The following is a 21,221-nucleotide window of genomic DNA, read 5'->3' as shown; positions in this document are numbered from 1 at the left end:
ACGCCTTAACAAAAGCTTGTGAGAGTGAATCCGATGAAATGGCTCTGTTCTGTAGGGATAGCCGTTAGCCTGGCGCTGCAGCCTGCGCTCGCCGACGAGATGTTTGGCCCGCACCCTTTAACGCCGGAAGCGCGTGATGCCTACGTCACCGACCTGCTGAAAAAAATGACCACCGATGAAAAAATCGGCCAGCTGCGTTTAATCAGCGTCGGTCCGGATAACCCGAAAGAAGCCATCCGCGAGATGATCAAAGACGGACAGGTGGGGGCCATTTTCAATACCGTCACCCGTCAGGATATCCGCTCCATGCAGGACCAGGTGATGCAGCTCAGCCGCCTGAAAATTCCTCTTTTCTTCGCCTACGATGTGGTTCACGGCCAGCGTACCGTTTTCCCGATAAGCCTGGGGCTGGCGTCTTCTTTCAACCTTGATGCGGTGAAAACCGTTGGCCGTATTTCCGCCTATGAAGCTGCGGACGACGGTCTGAACATGACCTGGGCACCCATGGTCGACGTCTCGCGCGATCCGCGCTGGGGCCGGGTCTCTGAAGGTTTTGGCGAAGATACTTACCTGACCTCGATTATGGGCCGCACGATGGTTGAGGCGATGCAGGGCAAAAGCCCGGCGGATCGCTACTCGGTGATGACCAGCGTGAAGCACTTCGCCGCCTATGGCGCGGTGGAAGGCGGGAAAGAGTACAACACCGTCGATATGAGCCCGCAGCGCCTGTTTAACGACTATATGCCGCCGTACAAAGCCGCGCTGGACGCGGGCAGCGGCGGCGTGATGGTCGCGCTCAACTCCCTGAACGGCACGCCGGCTTCTGCGGACAGCTGGCTGCTGAAAGATTTGCTGCGCGATGAATGGAAGTTCAAAGGCATTACCATCTCCGATCATGGCGCGATTAAAGAGCTGATCAAACACGGCGTTGCCAGCGACCCGAAAGACGCGGTGCGCATTGCGCTCAACTCCGGCATCAACATGAGTATGAGCGATGAGTATTACAGCAAATACCTGCCGGAGCTGGTGAAAAGCGGCGCGGTGCCGATGAAAGAGCTGGATGACGCGACTCGCCACGTGCTGAACGTCAAATACGATATGGGGCTGTTTAACGATCCCTACAGCCACCTTGGGCCGAAAGAGTCTGACCCGGCAGACACCAACGCAGAGAGTCGCCTTCACCGCAAAGAAGCGCGTGAAGTCGCGCGTGAAAGCATGGTGCTGCTGAAAAACCGTCTGCAAACGCTGCCGCTGAAAAAGACCTCCACCATTGCGGTGATTGGTCCGCTGGCGGACAGCAAGCGTGACGCCATGGGCAGTTGGTCCGCCGCTGGCGTTGCTGCACAGTCCATTACGCCGCTGGAAGGCATCAAAAATGCCGTTGGCCAGCAGGGTAAAGTGGTGTTTGCGAAAGGCGCGAACGTCACGGATGAAAAAGATATTGTCGAGTTCCTGAACCAGTACGAACCTGCGGTCACCGTGGATCCGCGTACGCCGAAAGCGATGATTGACGAAGCGGTTAACGCGGCCAAAAACGCCGATGTGGTGGTTGCGGTTGTCGGTGAGGCTCAGGGCATGGCGCATGAGGCTTCTAGCCGCACGGATCTAACGCTACCGCAGAGCCAGCGCGACCTGATTACCGCCCTGAAAGCTACCGGTAAACCGCTGGTGCTGGTGCTGATGAACGGCCGTCCTCTGGCGCTGGTGAAGGAAGATCAGCAGGCAGACGCGATGCTGGAAGCCTGGTACGGCGGCACCGAAGGCGGCAACGCCATCGCTGACGTTCTGTTTGGCGACTACAACCCGTCCGGCAAGCTGCCGATGTCCTTCCCTCGTTCGGTTGGGCAGATTCCGACGTACTACAGCCACCTCAATACCGGTCGCCCGTACGATCCGGAAAAACCTAACAAATACACGTCTCGCTACTTTGATGAAGCCAACGGGCCGCTCTATCCGTTTGGCTATGGCCTGAGCTACACCACTTTTAAAGTGTCTGACGTGAAGCTTTCCGCCCCAACCATGAAGCGCGAGGGCAAAGTGGAAGCCTCGGTCACCGTCACCAATACCGGCGACCGCGAAGGGGAAACCGTCGTGCAGATGTATCTGCAGGACGTGACCGCCTCCATGAGCCGCCCGGTGAAAGAGCTTAAAGGCTTTAAGAAAGTGGCGCTGAAAGCGGGTGAGAGCCAGACCGTCAGCTTCCCAATCGACATCAACGCCCTGAAGTTCTGGAATGCGAAGATGAAATACGAGGCGGAGCCGGGCAAGTTCAACGTGTTTATCGGCCTCGACTCTGCCCGCGTGCAGCAGGGTGAGTTTGAGTTGAAATAAGCCAGTGATGCTTTAAAAGCCACCTTTTTGAAGGTGGCTTTTTTTTAAATTTTTTCCGCTATCACGTGGTGAAAATTAGCGATGAATAAAACGAGGTTGTGAAACGTTAACTGAGTATGTCTGCTACCGGAAACGTGCCATGCTGCGAACTCTTCTGAAAATAACCCTCGGCCTGCTGGTCAGCCCTATGCTGTATGCCATGCCGGAAAATTACAGCGTCATTACGCCACAAACCGCTATCGGGCTCTCGTGGCATGCCTTCGGCAGCACGTCACAGGCGAATCTCGACGGCATCACGGGCTCGCTGTTGCTGGATGAGGCTAACGACATACACGACAGCATCAGCGTGCGCATTCCGTCCTCTACGCTCCAGGCATCCAATAGCTTATTGACCTATCAGCTGCGGAGTGGGTTATTTTTCGACACCGCTCATTACCCGGTACTCACCTTCAGAAGCACCAGGATCGTGGCCGAAGGGCAGGGGCATTACCGAATTTTTGGCCTGCTTCAGGTAAAAAATATTCAGCGCCCGGTGGTACTGGATGCCAGCATGGACAGCCGTTCTGCGTCTGCGGCAGATAAAAGCACGGTCTCTTTGCGTGCGACCACGGTGATTTCACGATCGGCCTTCAATATGGATAAATTTGAGGCCGTCGTGGATGACAACATCGCTATCGAAATTAAAATTCGCGCCCGGCAGCTCAACCCCGCCTGAGCGGGGTTATCACCGGAGGCGATGAGAGCCGGGGATGCTGATCCTGCCCGGAAGCCATTAATACAAATTCTGCGGCGTGAAAATGCCGTGATGGGAAGCGCGGAAAGGGATCGCCGTCGCCGGGGCTACGGCAGGCTCCGCGTTTAGCGCATCGAGAAAAACTCTTGCCCACCACTGGCTGTCGTACCTTTCCACCTTTGCCAGCAGCTGCTGATGCCGACGTTTACGCTCATGCAGCGGCATCGTCAGCGCGGAGTAAAGTGCATGGCTGGCTTCACTGGCGTCATAGGGATTGATCAGTACCGCATCCGTCAGCTGTTCTGCCGTCCCGGTCAGGGCGGACAGCATCAGCACGCCAGGATCTTCTGCATCCTGCGCAAGAATAAACGCTTTGGCCTGCAGGCTCATGCCTTCGGAGAGCGGGGTGAACATCGCCACGTGCGCGTTGCGGTAGAAGGCGTGAATCAGGTCAGCGTGGCACAGCTGATTGCGGATGTAGTTAATCGGGTACCAGGAGGCGTCGCCAAACCTGTCGTTAATCTCTTTGCACTGGTGTTCGAGACGGGTACAGAGATCCCGCGCGGACCACGAGTAACCTCTGGAGGCATCCGAAATCTGCAGCAGGCTAACGTCGCGCAGGAATTCTGGATGACTGCCAAGAAACGTTTCCATGGTATTCAGGTGGCAATGCACGCCGCTGATGTCGCTGACGGCGTCATTGCTGATCACTATCTGCCGGGGATAGTTGCGGACCGCTTCGGCATCGGTTTGTGACAAAGTCGGTATCGTTTTCTCGATGCCGCAGGGGAAAATGCCCAGCCTGATGACGTGCCCGTTGAGCTGGATCAGGTTATCCGCCAGCCGTTCCACGCGGTAAAAACGCAGCGCGTAGGCCAGGAAATTATTGGCATCACCGCTCGACTGAAACCCAAGTAAATCGTAGCTGAACAGCGCCTGCATAATGCTGTCGTGGTCGGGGACCGAACGCAGCACATCGCCGGGTGGGAAGGGCTGATGCAGGAAGAAACCGCAGCGGTTGGTGTGCCCGTCCTCTTTCAGCATCTTGCCGGTAAATAACAGATGGTAATCCTGCACCCAGACGAGATCCTCGGCCTCAATCTTAGCGGCAACCCGCGTTTTGACGTCGTGGTTATAGTTCTTCCAGGTGGTGAAATACTCTTTTTTATAGTGAATCAGGTCCGGGCGGTTATGGAAAACCGGCCAGAGCACCTGATGAACATAGCCCTGATAGAAATTGTCATATTCGTTGGGCGTCAGCGCCCAGCTGTGCTGCTGGTAGCCGGACTGGCTGAAAAAGCGCTCTTTTCTGTGTTTACTCCCGGTTGCCACCTCGCCGTTCCAGCCAAACCAAAGTCCCGGGCGTTTCTTCAGGATGGAATGGAGTACCGGAAGTAAAGGATCGCCCCGCTGGCCGCGTTCCGGCTCGCAGCGGTTAGACAGCATAATTAGACGAGACATACAGCACCTCAGGTCGGCGTTCAGGTTGATAAAGCGCTAGCGGGACAGCACCGCCTCTTCTTGCGTTACGATGGTCTCAAACCAGGCCAGTTCCGACAGCTTGTGGGTCACCCACTGGCGGGAGAAAGCTTCGCCCAGGCTTTCGATCATGTACTGGCTTTGCTGAAACTCTTCGATGGCCGCGTTCTGGAACAGCGGCAGCTCAGGGGCAAACAGCGCGGAGTTTTTTAGCGTATCGCTGTCGATGTTCTCCAGCCCGTAAAGCATGCCGGTAAGAATGGCGGCCATCGCCAGGTACGGGTTAACGTCGGCGCCGGCAAGGCGATACTCGATGCGGCGGTTGCCGTCGTCGGAGCAGGGGATGCGCAGGGCAGCGCTGCGCTTGTTGTAGCCCCACGAGCTAAAAAGCGGCTCATTAAGATTTTTGCGCAGCCTTCTGAAGGAGTTGACGTGCGGGGCGATAACCGCCACGGCGGCAGGCATCGTTTGCAGCATCCCGGCAAGGCAGAGCTGGGTCATTTCGTTCAGGGCTTCGGCCGGTGAGGCAAAGACGTTTTCGCCTTTGCTGTCGTTCAGGCTGATATGAAAATGCAGGCCGTTTCCCGCCAGGTGGGAAAAGGGCTTAGCCATAAAGTTTGCCTGGTAGCCAAATTTGTCGGCCACAATGCTGGTTAAGCGCCGCAGCGCCAGCACGCTCTCGCAAATGCCAACGATATCTTTGGCATGCTTCAGGTTCAGCTCGAACTGCCCGGCTTCTGCTTCGCAGACGATGCCGCTCAGAGGCAGTCTTTGGTCGGCGGCTGCCTGCTCCAGCGCTTCAATAAAGGCGGTGTAATCTGAAGGTACCGGCATATAAAAACAGCCCTGTGCCGGGGCTTCCTGCTGGGCTTTGCTCACCAGATAAAACTCTATTTCTGGCGCGGCTACCGGATACAGGCCGTGGTAATGAAACTTCTGCAGGACGTTCTCCAGCACCACTCTTGGCTCCAGCGCGTAGCCGCTGCCGTCGCTTTGTTTCATGGTTAACAGCAGTTGGGCGTTATGTTCAGGATCGTGTGCGCAGGGTCTTAAGGTGCCGGCTACCGGCAGGCAAAGCCCATCGGGCTCATCGAATTCCATGTTTCCCGCTGCCTGACTAAACGGCTTACCTTCGTGATCCATCGCGTAAACGGACTGCGGGAAATAGCAGCCCGAAGAGAGTGACAGCAGGCTGTCTACCGCGATGCGCTTGCCACGGAAAGCGCCGTTTACGTCGTTGAGATAGATATCAATATGCTTTGTTGCGGGATGAGCCTGCAGATAACGGTGCACTTCATCGTAGAAGTCTTTCGTTCGCTCCTCCGCAGGCTTTATCAGGGCAGGTTGGCTAACGACTTCCTCATTCGAAGAGACCTGTGGGAAAGCAAAAAGCGTGAAGATATTTTTTACCAGTGAGTGATTAATAAGTGAGTTCATGGCAGTCTTTATCAGAGCCTCTCGGCGACGAAAAGAGCATATTCGCTGGCATATAAAAAGAAGGTAAAAATGCAAAAGCGGCGGGTAAAAAAAGTATAAATGGCATTGAGAGTAGGGATTTAGCCGGGTGGAATGGCTGACCGACACGGGATCTCTGTTTGCCAGGCTGTGCAAACGACTTCGCATATCATATTCCGCTTAGTGCTTTCCCCCGCTGATTCAAACTCAGCTATCCTTTGTTTACTGCATGATTTTTAAGTAAAGAACAACGAGGAATAACTATGAACTTATCAACACGATGGGGTTTGGCAGGGTTAGTGATGCTGGCGACAGGCGCGCAGGCGGCGGATCCGGTGAAAGTGGGCTCGAAAATCGATACCGAAGGCTCGCTGCTTGGCAACATTATTTTACAGGTGCTTGAAAGCCATGATGTGAAGACCATCAACAAGGTTCAGCTCGGCACCACGCCTGTTGTCCGCGGGGCGATCACCTCCGGCGAGCTGGATATTTACCCTGAATATACCGGCAACGGTGCGTTCTTCTTTAAAACGGAAAACGATCCGGCGTGGAAAGATGCTCAAAAGGGCTATGAAAAAGTTAAGCAGCTCGACTACGACAAAAACCACCTGGTGTGGCTGACGCCGGCACCGGCCAACAACACTTACACCATCGCGGTACGTAAGGATCTGGCGGAGAAAAATCATCTGGTTTCGCTGGCCGATCTCAGCGAGTACCTGAAAAAAGGCGGCACCTTTAAGCTTGCGGCTTCCGCCGAGTTTATTGAGCGTTCCGATGCGTTGCCGGCCTTTGAAAAAGCCTACGGCTTTAAGCTGGAACAGAGCCAGCTGCTGTCGCTCGCCGGTGGGGATACGGCGGTAACCATTAAAGCCGCCGCGCAGCAGACCTCCGGCGTTAACGCCGCGATGGCCTACGGCACCGACGGCCCGGTGGCGGCGCTGGGGCTGGAAACGCTGACCGACCCGAAAGGCGTACAGGCCGTCTCTGCGCCAACCGCCGTGGTGCGTGAAGCCGTGCTGAAAGAATATCCGCAGATTGCCGACTGGCTGAAACCGGTATTCACTTCTCTTGACCAGAAAACGCTGCAGCAGCTGAACGCGAAGATTGCGGTAGAAGGTCAGGATGCCAAAAAAGTGGCTGCCGATTACTTAAAACAAAAAGGCTTCGTTAAATAGCCTGCTGGAATGACGTTTGCTAAAAATTCATAACAGGGTACTGCTGCTGCTGGTGTTACTGCTGGCGGCAGCCTTGATGTTGCTCCCGATCATCAACAATGCGCCTAACCGCCTGGTTTCCGGTGAACCGTTTGGCATCACCCAGCTTCCCGGAACGCTTCACTACTGGCTCGCGCTTCCTCTTCTTGTTTTGGCTGGCCTGACGCTGGCGCCGGGGCGTCCTCTTGCGCTTCTGGCGACCATTGTGGCGGGAGAGCTGCTGTTTATTGGCCTGCTGCTGCTGATGGGCAACAGCGCGAGTCAATTCGCGCTGGAAGGCAGCTCGCTGGCCCGAACCTCCCCCGGCAGCGGCCTGTGGCTGATGTTAGCGTTAAGCCTGCTGCTGTGTGCCGATGCGGCTAACCGCCTCACCGCAAGCCCGCTGTGGCGCCTGCTGCTGAACCTGCAAATCTGGATTGTGCCCGTTGCGCTGCTGGTGAGCGGCTACTTCAGCGATCTTTCGTTGATGAAAGAGTACGTCAACCGGCAGGACGTCTTTGACGATGCCCTGAGTCGCCATCTGGCGCTGCTGGTGGGTACGCTGGTGCCGGCGTTGCTGATCGGCGTTCCGCTGGGGATCCTTTGCTACCACCGTCCGACCTGGCAGTCCGGCGTATTTCCGCTGCTGAATGTGATTCAGACGGTGCCATCCGTGGCGCTGTTCGGCTTGCTAATTGCGCCGCTGGCTGGCCTTGCCACATGGCTGCCGTGGCTGGGGAAAATCGGCGTAAGCGGCATTGGCGTAGCGCCCGCGCTGATCGCGCTGGTGCTTTATGCGCTGCTTCCGCTTGTGCGCGGCGTCGTGGCAGGCTTGCAGCAGGTGCCGCGTAATATTGTGGAAAGCGCACAGGGGATGGGCATGTCTCGTGCTCAAATCTTTTGGCGGGCCGAAGTGCCTCTTGCCTTGCCGGTGCTGCTGCGCAGCCTGCGGGTCGTCTGCGTGCAAACTATCGGGATGGCGGTGATTGCCGCGCTGATTGGCGCCGGCGGATTTGGTTCGATTATTTTCCAGGGGCTGCTGAGCAGCGCGCTGGATCTGGTTCTGCTTGGCGTCATGCCGGTGATCGCGCTGGCGGTGGTCATCGACGCGCTGTTTAAGCTGTTTATTTCTCTGCTGGAGGCAAAATAATGATCGAGTTCGATCGCGTCAGCAAATACTTCCATGGCGAAGCGGCGGTCAGTGATTTGACGCTGAACATTCGCGAAGGGCAGTTCACCGTGCTGATCGGCACCTCCGGTTCAGGAAAGTCCACCACGCTGAAGATGATCAACCGCCTGGTGGAGCACGACGAAGGGCTTATCCGCTTTGCCGGGGAGGAGATTCGCCGCTTCGATCCTAAGGTGCTTCGCCGCCGCATGGGCTATGCCATCCAGTCTATCGGCCTGTTTCCCCACTGGACGGTAGCGCAGAACATTGCCACGGTGCCCGAGCTGCTGAAGTGGCCGAAGGCGAGGGTAGCAGAACGTATTGACGAGCTGCTGGAGCTGCTGGGCCTGGACGCCGCACAGTTCCGAGACCGTTATCCGCACCAGCTTTCCGGCGGGCAGCAGCAGCGTGTGGGCGTGGCCCGCGCGCTGGCGGCTGACCCTGAAGTGCTGCTGATGGATGAACCTTTTGGCGCCCTTGATCCGGTGACGCGCGCGACGTTACAGCAGGAAATGATCCGTATTCATCAGCTACTTGGACGCACCATCGTGCTGGTGACGCACGATATCGACGAGGCGCTGACCCTTGCGGACAACATCGTGCTGATGGACGGCGGCAAAGTGATTCAGCAGGGAACGCCGCTGGAGCTGCTGACCAACCCGGCAAATGATTTTGTGCGCGATTTCTTTGGCCGTAGCGAGCTTGGCGTCAGGCTGCTGTCGCTGCGCCACGTGGCGGACAGCATTCGTGCCGATGAGCGCATGGAAGGGGAGCCTATCCGGGCTGACATGACGCTGCGTGAAGCGCTGTCGCTGTTTATCGACCGCCAGTGCCAGCAGCTGCCGGTGGTGGATGCGCAAAATCAGCCCTGCGGCGTGCTGCACTTTAGCGATTTAGTGAGGAGGGAAAATGCGCCTGCTGCGTGATCCTTTGCTGTGGCTTATCGCGCTTTTTGTCGCGCTGCTGGTGCTGATGCCCTACACCAGCGGGCTGTTTAGCTGGCTGTTTCCGCAGTTGACGAGGCCGATGTACCAGCAGGACAGCTTCACCTCTCTGGCGCTGGCGCACTTAACGTTAGTGGGCATTTCCAGCGTGGTTGCGGTGGTTATTGGCGTGGGGCTGGGGATTCTGGTCACTCGTCCGGCGGGAGAAGAGTTTCGCTCGCTGGTGGAGACAATTACCGCCGCCGGGCAAACCTTCCCGCCGGTTGCCGTGCTGGCCGTAGCGGTGCCGGTGATGGGCTTTGGGCAAGAGCCGGCGATTATCGCGCTGGTGATCTACGGCCTGCTGCCGATTTTACAGGGCACGCTGGCGGGCATCGGCGCGGTGCCCGAGTCCGCACGTGAAATTGCGCTTGGGGTCGGGATGAGCCGCTGGCAGATGCTGCGAAAGGTGGAGCTGCCGCTCGCCGCCCCGGTGATTCTGGCTGGGATAAGAACGTCGGTGATCATTAATATCGGCACCGCGACGATTGCCTCCACTGTCGGAGCCAATACGCTGGGGTCACCAATTATTATCGGGCTTAGCGGCTTTAATACCGCCTACGTGATTCAGGGGGCCGTGCTGGTGGCGCTGGCGGCAATTGTCACCGACCGCCTGTTTGAACGCCTGGAAGGCTACATTACGCGCCATGCAAAATAACGATATAGCCGACCAGCATCACGCCGCCGATACCGCCGACCGCCATAACAAGCATTCCGCCCACAAGGGCAATTTTTGACAGTTTCATCCGTTGCTCCGTTTGTTAACGGAGCGATTATAAAGGGAAGCGGGGTTGTTAATGAACCTTTGATTGTGGCGAAGAGGGAAAAACCCGGTTTTCCCTCTTTTCGCCGCCGGGCAACGGCTTGATCGTTTTTAGTCAGATTTTCCTTTCAAATCTTCCACAGATATCTTTCGCTGCGCAGTGATTCCGTTCACCGGTACGGGAGCTAGTGAAACCTGGCCTTAAGCAGCCAGGTTTTCAGGCGGGTAAACTTAATCTTCGAAGTACCAGTATCCCTGGTTGATCAGCGCCGTCAGCTGGCTGATGAATTCGGCGTCTCCGCCAGCTGCGCCCAGCTCGGCTTTAGTCAGCCGGGTGTAGCGGCATAGCGCGACGGCCGCAGTCCGATCGGTGACGCCCAGCGGCTCGCTGTTGGCGTAGAAATGCTCGCCAACCTGCAGCACGCGAAGCCCGCTAAGGCGGATCAGCACCTCTCCGCCAGCCAGCGCCGCAGCCACTTCTTCCGGCTCATAAGGTGGCTCGACGGAGGCGATATCCAATTCGTGGCGAGGCGTGGTGACAAAGCTACCGAACCATTGGTTAAACGCTTCCGGCTGGCCGATCAGCGTCGTCATCATGCTGCGCAGGCGTTCAAGCTCGTGGTCTTCTACTTTGCCCGGGTTTGCCCTGCAGGTGAGATCCGGGTCGCTGTAGTGATCGCCACCCAGGTCGTTCTCCAGCACGTAATCCGCAAAGCTGCTGATTAAATCGCGGCTGTTTGGCCCCCGGAAACCAACTGAATAGTTGAGGGCCGTTTCATGGGTAAAGCCGTCGTGCGGGAAGCCAGGCGGGATGTAGAGGATATCCCCCGGGGCTAAATCTTCGTCGATAATCGGGGTAAACGGCTCAACGTGCAGCAGCGCCGGATGCGGGCAAAACTGCTTAAGCGGCAGCTTATCGCCCACGCGCCAGCGGCGGCTGCCCATGCCCTGAATGATGAAAACGTCGTAGTTATCAATATGCGGGCCAACGCCGCCGCCCGGCACGGAAAACGAGATCATCAGATCGTCCAGCCGCCAGTCCGGCAGCACGCGGAAAGGGCGCACCAGCGCGGCGGCAGGCTCGTGCCAGTGGTTGACGGCCTGCGCCAGCAGCGACCAGCCGGTTTCGCCAAGATTATCAAAGTGCTCAAACGGCCCGTTGCTGGCGTGCCAGCGGCCATCTTTAAAACTGACCAGTCTGCTGTCGACTTCGTTCTCCATTGCAAGGCCTGCGAGCTCGTCGGGCGTAATGGGGTCGACAAAATCCGGCAGCGCGTTTTTGAGTACTACCGGCTTTTTCTGCCAGTAAGTTTCCATAAACTCTGGCCAGTTAATATTGAGTTGATAATCCACGATTGTTTATCCCTGTGCGTAAGGAGGCCGATTATAGAGAGCGGCGACGACCGCTGACCTTGTCATGGGTCAATCTGCCGCGACATTCTGCCGGGATAAATGGCCGCGCTATCGGTTTTTTCTGATTTTAATTGGTGCGAAAACGGTCGCGCAGGCCTTGCCAGCTCTGGTTTTTTTAATATTTCCCAGTGATGAAAAAAATTTATCCCGGAACCGGAACTGATTTCTTACCACCTACTGAATGGAGAACCTGTTTGACTGTTAAGGGGTAACAGAATGGGATTGGGAATATCGACTTTTATCAAACCAGGCCGTGCGATCCGCGACCAGGAAATCGCTAGTTTACAGCAGGGGCGTTCGCAACCCTCCGCCATTAAGCAAGGTAAGGCTCCACCGACTCAAGCTGCATCGGGATCGCTGCATACCGAGGCCGCCGCGCCCGTACCCGGCGGGCTTAAGCAGAGCGCGGCAGCCACGCAGCGTTCGCAAAACGGGATGTTTAGCCGCTTTCTTGGGCGGCGTCGCGGTGCACAAGAATCCACGCCTGCGGCAGCGACGGCTAACGCTTCGCGCGCCAGCAGCCCAAGCCTTTATAGCCAGGCCAGCGCCAGCAGGCCCAGCCTCTACGACCAGCCCGGCGTCAGCTCAGCAAGTCTTTACAGCCAGCCGGATGTCTCCGACCCGAACGTCATTCCCAGCAATAAGGTGGCTACGCCGGGCAGCCAGTTTGTCGAGCTGCCGCTGGAGCCGGTTCCCGAAAAGAATATGCTGCTGGAAACCCGGCTGACGCTTGATAAGAAAGGGCGTCTTGAAATTGATACCCCGGAGACCTCCGCCCCGCTGCATGCCCTGATGAAAGAAACCCTCGGTCACGACCGCCTGCGCTATCAAACCCATCTGTCCAGCGATGACGGGCATCAGCATGTTTTGCTGGATAAAGAAGGGCGGCTGATGACCCTGCGCAGCGAGCCCGGCGTATTTATTGCCCTTAGCCACAGCCAGCAAAAGGTGGAGTGGCAGGAGGCGCATCAGCAGCGCAAGGGCTTTATGCGCCGTCAGAGCCTGGAGCCTGCGACGCAGCCTCTTTCCTGGCTGGACCGCCAGACGGTCGACATTGGCGGGGAGAAAGTGCGCCTGCCGGAAACCGGCGTGCGGGACCGCCTCACCGACAGCGTCACCGACGGCGACGGCACGCGCTACCGGCTTCATGATAAAAAACTCTACAGCTTTGACAGCGCCGCCAACGCCTGGCAATCGCTTTCCGGCGAGGACGATAAACTCTCATCTCTGTCGCGCCAGAGCGATGGCATGCTGTGGCGAGTTAACGACGATAAACAGCTTGGCAGCGTCGTGGGCGAAACGATTAAGGTCGATTTTGAGAACAAAATTGACCACTACGCGGTGGGGCCGAAGCGCGATGCCCTGGTGCTGATGAGCGACGATGAGAAAAAACCGCATGTCGCCTACGTGGCCGACCTGGCGGCAACCGACCCCCAACCTAAAGCGCTGACGCTGCCCGAGAATATGACGCTGAAAAAAACGGCGCTGCATGGCCCGCTGCTGTTTGCGCTGGACAATAATGGCCGTCTTCACTGCGGCGACAAGCCCACCGAGCAGAGCACGGCGTTGAGTTTTGGCGAAGCCCGGCATAAACCGCTGCTGGATAACATCACGCAGTACGTCACCGCCACCGTCGGCGATGAGGCCCGCGTCGAAGATATGCTGGCCGATGAAACTGACCGTCTGCATCTTATCGTCAAGGATAAGTACGACCAGAAGCACGCCATCACCTTCCACTGGCACGGCGGTGACCTTAAGCCGCAGAGCAGCTGGAACCTCAGCGACAGTATGGTGCTGGACTACCAGAAAGGGCTGCCGCAGATCGCGCCAGCCGCCCACGATGTGGTGGATCTCGGGCGGCTGGGAAAGCTGGCGCTCCACGACGGCAAAGTGCATTACTTCAATGAGACCACCGGCCTGTGGGCCGCCTCGGACGAAAAAGCCGACAAGCTTCAATGCGGCCTTGACGGCCAGCCGTGGCTGATGAAAGACGGCGAGCTAAAGCGCCTCAAGGTTAACCTGAGCAGCAACAAAGTTGACCACGGCAGCAACGTGTTTGCCCTGCCGCAGGTGACAAAAAGCGTCAGCGTCGACCTGGCGACGGCCGGGCTGGACAAAGCCGAGAAGGCTCAGGCATTCACGGTGATAGACAGCCGGCGCTATCTGGCGGTGAACGAAAAGGGCGATATCGGTTTTCATCACATAGATACCACCACGCGCCGCAATCAGCGTGCAACCCAAACCCTTAGTCAGACGTCATTGGCGGAGAAAATCGAGAAGCTGTCGCCGGGCAGTGCCGAAAACGAAGACGCCTCAAAAATCACCGATCTCGCCCTCGGCGAAGACAAACAGCTTTGGCTGTTAAGCAAAGCGGGCGGGCTGTTCAGCCTGCCGGAAAATCACTGGAACAGCGGAAAAGCCGATGGCCTGATGAAAGCCGTCCTGCCCGCCAATGAGGACGGCAGCCAGCCTGAACTCAGCGCGCTACAAACCTCGGCGAAGGGGCAAATCAGCGCGCTGGATACCCAGGGCAATACGTTTGTCTTCAAAGCCGGCGCGTGGGAAAAGGGCGAACCGGCTACCGCGCCGGTAGAGGAGCCGAATATGGCTCGCCAGAACTACGAGCGGCTGACGAAGGCCTCAAAAGACTGGCGTTTACCGGGTACGGGCATCACCTTTAAGCGTGAGGTTAACTTCCTCGGCCAGACCGGGCAGGACGGCAAACAGGTCCGCACCTCGTTCCGCACTCGCCTGAGCACCTTTGCATTCCGCCCGTCGCTTGAATGGCCACGGCCGATGAAAACCGCCGTCTATTCTCTGCAGCATCGCTATGCCGGGCGGGAAGGGCTGAAGGACGTATATCAGCAGCAGGGAGAGTTGACCCGGCAGCTGAAGGCTCTCTCTCAGCAGCCGTCGAGGAAGGCACCACAGCCCGGATTAAGCCAGCGAATTGAGATCATGAGCGGCGAAACGGCTCGCCAGTGGCAGCCGCAGGAAAAAGCGCTGCTGGACGAGATAAGCAGTTTTGCGCGGCAGCTTTCCGACAGCAGCGCCCATTACTGCGAGCAGATTGGCCAGCATTACGGTGTACGTGACGAACGCCGTCAGGCCGCCACGCCGTCGCGCTTTGGTCTTAACCACAGCAGCAGCGGTACGCTCAACCCGTCAAGCAGCCGTCAGGATAATTTGACCGGGCAGCTTAGCGAACTGCTTCGCCGTTATCCCGCCGATAAAAGTAATCATGCCGGGGCGATCGTCGCCGAGCTTGAGGCGCGGAACATCACCCTTAACCACCAGAAAGAGCAGGTGCCGATGGGGCGTCAGCGCGACATTCACGACGATATCGGGCTGGTGAAATCCAGGGTGATGCTGGACGTGCTGACGCTGAAATCTCTGCATGACTCGGTGGATGAGCTACAGCAGGCGTCGTTGCTAAGCGAGCCGCAGCGTTCGACGAAAATGACGGAAATTGCCGGCAAGGTGGCCCGGCTGCGCGACACGGAATGGGGCGGGAACGTCATTAAAACGGTCACCACTCAGGGCTTTGGCAACCATAAATCTCTGGAGGCCAACTATGACGCCATCAAAGCGATGACCAAAGCCTTCAGCAAGGAAAACCACGGCGTCAACATCAACACCAAAACCGTGATGCAGGCTGAAAGCCAGCGCGAGATGCAGGACAAGATGGTCTCCACCGTGCTGTCGCTGGAAAGCGGGGAAAACCTCGCCTTCAGCCGTACCTATGGCGCTTCTGCGACCGCCACCGTGGCGCCGGGGACGCAGGTTATCGCGGGCGTTGGCGGCAGGGTAGGCGCCGATCGTGGGTATACGATGAGTTTTTCCCGCAGCGATACCGGCATCAACGTTAGCTTTGGGCGTACCGGTGCCGTATCGGCAACCGGCATCGTCGGCGCGGGCTACAACGTGCTGACCGACTACAACAAAACCCATAAAACTTACCTGGACGGTGACCACAAGCATCCGCTTTCACAGGGGGTACGCCTCGGCGCAGGGGTGACGTTGGGCGGTCAGCTTCAGTCCCAGCACGGCGTCTCCTTTGAGCTGGCGGAGCATGAGATCCCAGGCTTTATCGAACAGCTCGCCGGCGGAACGCTGGATCCGCTGGAGTTTCTCAACCGGGGCGCCAACCACAGCGTGAAGAACGGAGCGACCCAGAGCTTCAGCGTGGACATTAACGCCGCGGCGCTGGCGAGCGTCGGTTTCCCGTTTACCGACAGCCATGAGAAAGATTTTCCCACCAGCGCTCGCCTTGGCGGCGGCGTGTACGCCAACACCAACCTGCTGGCGGGCAGCCGCGAACGCACGGATTCCCGCAATGCTGAAGGCCAGGGAGTCAGCCACAGCGACCACCGTTTAAGGGCATTTAACCAGATGAACGCCGGGGCCAATATCGCGATCCCGGTCAGCACCACCATCCAGCCGAAGCGCAAAGATCCTTTCTCGGTGGGCGTTGGCGTCGGGGCCAGCGTGCAGCTGTCGATCAACAACCGCACGACGCACAGCCTCACCGTCGATCTAAAAAATGCCCAGCCGGTGGAGGGGGTGCATCTGGAAAAACTGATGACTACGCTGGGCAAGCAGTTTACCGACAGCGCCTCCACGCAGCTGCTGGCCAAACTGAAAGAGGAGCCGAAAGAAGGGGAGCTGCCGATCTCCGTGGCCGACAAGCTCAGCCAGCTGGATGCCCATTTCACGCGCTGGTATCCGCCTGTTGAGAATGCGAAAGCGCGTCGTCCGCTGCTGGATACCCTGCAGCAGCTCACCGTCCGGCAGCAGCAGGCCGACTCGCTTTCCGTACAGACGACTCAGCCGGAGCCGACCAACGCGGAGGTTGATGCGTTGATTGACGGACTGAAAGGCGAATTCACCGACCTTGCCAGCCGAAAATTGCTGAGCGATCTCACACCTGTGGAGGGCGCTCCTCGTCTGCCAATGTCAGCCAGCGAGCGGCTTGAGAAGCTGGAAAACCACTTTGCACGCTTTATTCCTCCCTCCCGTCATCATGAGCTGACGGGGAACGGCCCACAGGCCGCGCTGCAGTCTCTGCAGCAAACCGTGCGCCAGCAAAATGCGGTTGTTAGCCAGCAGCAGCTGGTGAACAAGGCGGAGTACCAGTCCACCTACAAAAACCTGTCGCGTATCGACAGTAACGGTCTGTTCCACTTTGTGCGCCACTTTATGGAAGGGGAGTTTTCACCGAGTAACGCCGACCGTATAACCCAGATGATGGGCGAAGATTATCGGTTAAAGGCGCTGCTGCGTGAGCTGCAGGACAACAGCAGTTCGCAGGCGGTTGTCTCCCTTGAGCTGAAAACCAAGCCGCGCGAAAAGCTTGCCGATCAGTGGGCAAACCACACGGTGACCCAGGATTCGATTGTCGATTTGCTGAAGGATCGCGACAAGCTGCGCCTGAAATCCATCGCGTTTACCAAGACGCAAAGCAAGTCCGACGGCTTTTCAACACCGTCATTTTTACTCGGCGGCTCCAACGGCGTTTCGCTGTCGATGAATGAAAACCTGGGCACCATCAACTTCAGCTACGGTGAGGACGACAGCGCCCCGCTCAGCTACACCATAGATGGCGGCGTGGCTCAGGCAGAAAAAGAGGTGAAGTCGGCGCTACGCGACGCCGCTGAAGCCGGATTTATGGTGAAGGGAGGATAAGGAGATGACTATGCAGCAACAGCTTCAACAGTGGATCGACGCCTGGGGACGGCAGCAGAAAATTACGTTACGCCTTGAGCAGGGAGTCTGTCTGCTGACGGATGCCCAGCAGCAGGAGGCTGCGGTGATTGAACTGCCGCCGGAGAGCAGCGCCGTCGTTTTACATTGTCAGGTGGCGGAGTTAACCGGTCAGGATGCCGCGCTGCTGCCGAACCTGCTGGCGATGAATTTTGAAATGAACGCGATGCGGGGCTGCTGGCTGGCGCTTGACGACAGAAATGCGGTTCGCCTGTGCACCCAGTGTGAGATCTCTTCTCTGGATGCGGAGCGGTTTGCGCTCTGGTTAAGCGCGTTTATCAATCAAAGCGGCGAGGTCAGGGCATTTATTGCCGAACTGCCGGCGATGCTGGAGACGCGTTAAAACCGCTGCCAATAAAAAACCGGGATTTCTCCCGGTTTTTTATTGAGCCGACGTCTCGTTACTGGCAAATAAATCCTCTTCACGACGAGCCGGCTGCTGTTTTTGCAAAATCCGATAGATTCGCTGCACATCGCTGGCGTAGCGCTGACGAAGCTGGTGGCGTTTTTCGGAAGGGCCGGTGTTGTACATGCCGACGGTATCCCAGGAGCGGCCATACTGGCGAAACAGCCCGTGTAGCACCCAGGCGCCGGTGGCGATGCAGGTGCATGGGTCGTGCAGCAGGCCGTCACGGGTGACGCCAAGCTGCTTGAGTCGCCCAAAATGCACGCTGTTTACCTGCATCATGCACACATCTTCGGTGTGGTTCGAGTTGGCGGCGTTTACCGAAGAGAGGCTAAATTTCGACTCCTTCCAGGCAATCGCCTCCAGCAGCGCGGGGGAGATGCCAAAAGCATGCCCCACGCGGGTAAAGCACTCGGCCTGGGCGAGGGTCGGCAGGCTGAGCAGCAAAAGGCCCCAGCGCCACGATTTAGTCTGCATAGGTCTCTCTCCTCTGTTTCTCACTGACCTGTGTGGCGAAAAACGGGCCTGGGTTCCCACCTTTTCTGGTGGCGGTTGGCAGTTTATTGCTAACAAAAGGCGCTGCGGCGGGAACTCTTTAACCCTGCATCTCACTCAGTTAAACATGCTGGTTGTCGGCCTGTCCGAGCTCCATTGCAAGGTCAGGCGGCGGCCGGTGATTGCTACTGGGTATCACTTAGGGGAGTGTGTTGTATGCAGATATCATCAGGACCGGGGGGATTCTCTCCTCTTTTGCCGGAAAACCATTTTCCAGGCCTGGACGGTGCGTCACCCGACTCACAAAACGGCGGTAACAACATTACCGCGAAGCTGCTGCTGAATAACGGCGGGAACACGCTGGCTATACCGCTGGCGCTGAACTTTGCCAATGCCGGTGCCAGCGATAAGCCGTCGGCTATCAACTTTGGCGATTCGCCGGCGGGCAATAACAGCCCGGCCACCAGCCCGGCGAACGCTTCGGGAAGCGACGGCAGCGGTTCCGCCGATAGCATGATGCAGGAACTTCAGCAGATGCTGCAGCAGTTCCTGAAAGAGCTGATGCAGCTCTTTGGCATGAACAGCGGACAGAAGAAAGACGAAGATGCTTCCTCCTCACCGGCCAGCGGCGTTGGTTCCGGATCGGGATCTGGTGCGGGCAGCAGCGGCGACGCTTCAGGGCCGCTGAACAGCTCCTCCGCTGGTCCTTCCGGTCCTTCCGGTGCGTCAGGGCCGTCGGCGGATAGTCTGCCGCCGGGCGACACCAGCCTGAAAACCAGCGACCCAACGTTGCAAAAAATCGTCTCCCAGTTCGGCGGCGAATATGAAAAAGCTTCCGCTGAGACCGGCGTACCGGCCAAACTGCTGGCCGCGCTGACGATGCAGGAGTCGGGTGGGGACGTGAACGCGAAATCGACTAACCCGGGTAACGGGCTGACCGACAGCGGCATGAACCAGATTAACCCGGACACCTACCGGGCAATGCAGAGCAAATATCCGGATAAGCTGGGCAGCGACATGAACTCACCGGCCAACCAGATCATGTGTTCGGCGCTGATGCTTAAAGAAGGGAAAGAGAAATTTGGCAGCTATGATGCCGCGCTGCGTGCCTATAACTCCGGCGACAATCAGGTGAACCTCAATAACCTTTCCAGCGTCTCTTTAGGCGATCCGAATTACGTTAATGAAGTGAACAGCCACATGGCGAAATTTGTCTGATAGCTGGCACTTATTGTCCGCTTTTCTTTACAAAAAGGCGAACATTAGCAGCCATCTCTCTGTTGAGAGATGGCTGCTTTTTTTAGTTACAAAGCAGTTTATTTCGTTGACAGCCTAAATTTCCGTGATTAATGGCAATAAACAGGACCAGGAATGTTCCCAATTAAACATAAATACTGGAAGTGAAATATATTTCAAAAAGAAATAGGTGTGTCTGTCGCGGGGTTTCATTGTAAACAATAGTAAAGATATGTTATTGGCTTTGCCGATTGTGAGGAAACTTTGTCGGAGGATCCGCGATGGAAGTTCCCGCCGTGCGAAAAACTTCATTTTTTCGGCTATCGACCCTTCAGGAAACATTTTTTCTCTTTTTGTAATTAATTTCCTTATTTAAATCATAGTTTTATTGTTTTATTGATATATTTTGTTTTTTTTTAATGCATTTGGATACATTTAGCCAAACCTCTATTTTTTTCCAGTGCAGTTCACGGAATTAATGTGTAAAAGCGGCGCGCCTCAATCGGCGTGTACCGCGAAAAATATCCTGCTATCCAGACATCGGAGCAGTTAATTCTGCATTGCCCGGTAGGGATATTCCTACAAGACACTAAAATTTTGTCTGATTGTGAATTCGCGACTCGGTGATAGGTTATCGCTGCTTCTCATAAACAAAACTCATTAATACATTTTGATGCCGTCTTTTGCCCACGGCAGCAGGCGGCAATCATTTTATGGTTCACGTTTATGGTTCATAGGTGGGACTCATACGCCAGACCTTGAATAAGCCAGGCAGCGGGGGATTTATGAAAGAAAACAGTGCGAATCATTGGGAGATAAAGCATATACCTGTCGATATCGACTTGAATATGCCACGGTCGGCAGCGGCGCTGCCCCCGTCTGAAAACGTACATGACGGGCTGGATATCTGGCTGCAAACGTTAGCCCCCCTTAAGGTCGATCTGGTGCTGGAAGGCGAAACGGGCACCGGCAAAGACACGTTTGCCCGTCGTATCTACGAACATTCAGGCTGCCGGGGCGCCTTTGTGCCGATTAACTGCGCCGCCATTCCCGAAACGCTGGCCGAGAGCGAACTGTTTGGCGTTACGGCCGGGGCTTATACCGGCGCTAATCACTCCCGCGCGGGCTACATTGAAAGCGCAAACAACGGCGTACTGTTTCTTGATGAAATAGACAGCATGTCCCTTAGCCTGCAGGCCAAACTGCTGCGAGTGCTGGAAACGCGCACCGTTGGGCGCCTCGGCAGCACTCAGTCGATTTCTCTCAACCTGCGGGTGATCGTTGCCTCGCAAAAGCCTCTTGCCCAACTGATGGAGCAAAAGCTGTTTCGCCAGGATCTCTTCTTTCGCCTGACGACGGTAAAGATTTCCCTCCCGGCACTGCGCGAGCGCGTGGAATGTATTATTCCGCTGTTCCGGCGTTTTGCTCAGGAATCGGCGCTGCGGCTCAACCGCCCGCTGCCACCAATGCCGCAAAACCTCAGCGAGGCGCTGCTGATGCACCGCTGGCCGGGGAACATTCGTGAGCTTAAAGGTGCCGCCGAACGGTTTGTTCTGGGGCTGCCGGCGCTGGGCCAGGTTGCGCATCCGGAAATGCGCTCCGTTCGGCTGCGTGAACGGCTGCGACGTATTGAATATAGCCTGATAGAAGACTGCCTCTCCCGGCATGAAAATCGGGTAGTCAGCGCCGCACACGAATTAGGTATCCCAAGAAGAACCCTGTACCAAAGAATTAAGTCATTGACTGAAAAGGGAAATTAATTTTTAGTTTTTTTTGGAACTGCTGCTTACGCCGCGCCACTTA

The 21,221-nt window shown here is 56.9% G+C and carries 15 protein-coding genes; 10 read left to right on the top strand and 5 right to left on the bottom strand.

All coding sequences use genetic code 11. The features are described 5' to 3' along the window. Positions 1–33 precede the first annotated feature (33 nt). Both bglX and EL098_RS15500 read left to right on the top strand, forming a co-directional pair. Positions 34–2,331: a beta-glucosidase BglX gene (bglX, locus tag EL098_RS15505; RefSeq protein ID WP_126357066.1), complete on the top strand. Its 2,298-nt coding sequence runs from the start codon at positions 34–36 to the stop codon at positions 2,329–2,331. Positions 2,332–2,470: 139 nt separating this feature from the next. Then, positions 2,471–3,046 (top strand): YceI family protein, encoded by a 576-nt coding sequence (locus EL098_RS15500; protein WP_126357065.1) that lies wholly within the window; start codon positions 2,471–2,473, stop codon positions 3,044–3,046. Between the two features lie 57 nt (positions 3,047–3,103). Here the strand turns inward: EL098_RS15500 and EL098_RS15495 are convergent, their stop codons facing one another. Both EL098_RS15495 and EL098_RS15490 read right to left on the bottom strand, forming a co-directional pair. Beyond that, the gene (locus EL098_RS15495) at positions 3,104–4,525 is read right to left on the bottom strand and encodes an alpha,alpha-trehalose-phosphate synthase (UDP-forming) (protein WP_126357064.1); all 1,422 of its coding nucleotides are present in this window, start codon (positions 4,523–4,525) and stop codon (positions 3,104–3,106) included. A 36-nt stretch (positions 4,526–4,561) separates the two neighbouring features. Next, positions 4,562–5,980 carry a glutamine synthetase family protein gene (locus EL098_RS15490; RefSeq protein WP_126357063.1) on the bottom strand — a complete coding sequence of 473 codons (1,419 nt, stop codon included), beginning with the start codon at positions 5,978–5,980 and terminating at the stop codon, positions 4,562–4,564. Between the two features lie 281 nt (positions 5,981–6,261). On the opposite strand from EL098_RS15490, the gene osmF reads away from it, so the two are divergent. From osmF to EL098_RS15470, 4 genes are read left to right on the top strand one after another with little or no spacing between them, the layout of a single operon-like run. Beyond that, positions 6,262–7,173: a glycine betaine ABC transporter substrate-binding protein OsmF gene (gene osmF, locus EL098_RS15485; RefSeq protein WP_126357062.1), complete on the top strand. Its 912-nt coding sequence runs from the start codon at positions 6,262–6,264 to the stop codon at positions 7,171–7,173. A 16-nt stretch (positions 7,174–7,189) separates the two neighbouring features. Beyond that, positions 7,190–8,341, top strand: coding sequence for an ABC transporter permease (locus EL098_RS15480; RefSeq protein ID WP_126357061.1), 1,152 nt, complete (start codon positions 7,190–7,192; stop codon positions 8,339–8,341). Beyond that, a complete protein-coding gene (locus tag EL098_RS15475) occupies positions 8,341–9,285 on the top strand; it encodes an ABC transporter ATP-binding protein (protein WP_126357060.1) in 945 nt (314 codons plus the stop codon). Before EL098_RS15480 ends, EL098_RS15475 begins: the two co-directional genes overlap by 1 nt. Further along, positions 9,269–10,000, top strand: a complete 732-nt coding sequence (locus EL098_RS15470; RefSeq protein WP_126357059.1) for an ABC transporter permease — start codon at positions 9,269–9,271, stop codon at positions 9,998–10,000. The genes EL098_RS15475 and EL098_RS15470 overlap by 17 nt, the downstream gene beginning before the upstream one ends. Here the strand turns inward: EL098_RS15470 and EL098_RS23565 are convergent. Beyond that, positions 9,981–10,088, bottom strand: coding sequence for a membrane protein (locus EL098_RS23565; RefSeq protein WP_038474355.1), 108 nt, complete (start codon positions 10,086–10,088; stop codon positions 9,981–9,983). The genes EL098_RS15470 and EL098_RS23565 overlap by 20 nt on opposite strands. A gap of 248 nt (positions 10,089–10,336) precedes the next feature. Further along, on the bottom strand, positions 10,337–11,458 hold the full coding sequence (locus EL098_RS15465; RefSeq protein ID WP_126357058.1) for a ribosomal protein uL16 3-hydroxylase: 1,122 nt from the start codon (positions 11,456–11,458) through the stop codon (positions 10,337–10,339). A 276-nt stretch (positions 11,459–11,734) separates the two neighbouring features. Between EL098_RS15465 and EL098_RS15460 the strand changes: the two genes are divergently transcribed. Both EL098_RS15460 and EL098_RS15455 read left to right on the top strand, forming a co-directional pair. After that, positions 11,735–17,203, top strand: coding sequence for an AvrE-family type 3 secretion system effector (locus EL098_RS15460; protein WP_232012229.1), 5,469 nt, complete (start codon positions 11,735–11,737; stop codon positions 17,201–17,203). Between the two features lie 10 nt (positions 17,204–17,213). After that, complete coding sequence (locus EL098_RS15455; protein WP_232012228.1) at positions 17,214–17,624, top strand: type III secretion system chaperone; 411 nt, start codon at positions 17,214–17,216, stop codon at positions 17,622–17,624. 39 nt (positions 17,625–17,663) lie between these two features. Here the strand turns inward: EL098_RS15455 and EL098_RS15450 are convergent, their stop codons facing one another. Further along, positions 17,664–18,164: a lytic transglycosylase domain-containing protein gene (locus EL098_RS15450; RefSeq protein WP_126357056.1), complete on the bottom strand. Its 501-nt coding sequence runs from the start codon at positions 18,162–18,164 to the stop codon at positions 17,664–17,666. 234 nt (positions 18,165–18,398) lie between these two features. Between EL098_RS15450 and EL098_RS15445 the strand changes: the two genes are divergently transcribed. Then, positions 18,399–19,400 carry a lytic transglycosylase domain-containing protein gene (locus EL098_RS15445; protein ID WP_126357055.1) on the top strand — a complete coding sequence of 334 codons (1,002 nt, stop codon included), beginning with the start codon at positions 18,399–18,401 and terminating at the stop codon, positions 19,398–19,400. Between the two features lie 803 nt (positions 19,401–20,203). Beyond that, positions 20,204–21,178 (top strand): sigma 54-interacting transcriptional regulator, encoded by a 975-nt coding sequence (locus tag EL098_RS15440; protein WP_126357054.1) that lies wholly within the window; start codon positions 20,204–20,206, stop codon positions 21,176–21,178. Positions 21,179–21,221: the final 43 nt, after the last annotated feature.

Origin of the sequence: Cedecea lapagei, assembly GCF_900635955.1 — a bacterium.
GTDB lineage: Bacteria > Pseudomonadota > Gammaproteobacteria > Enterobacterales > Enterobacteriaceae > Cedecea > Cedecea lapagei.
The sequence above is the reverse complement of the archived record's forward strand: the minus strand, read 5'-3'. Positions and strand labels throughout refer to the sequence as shown.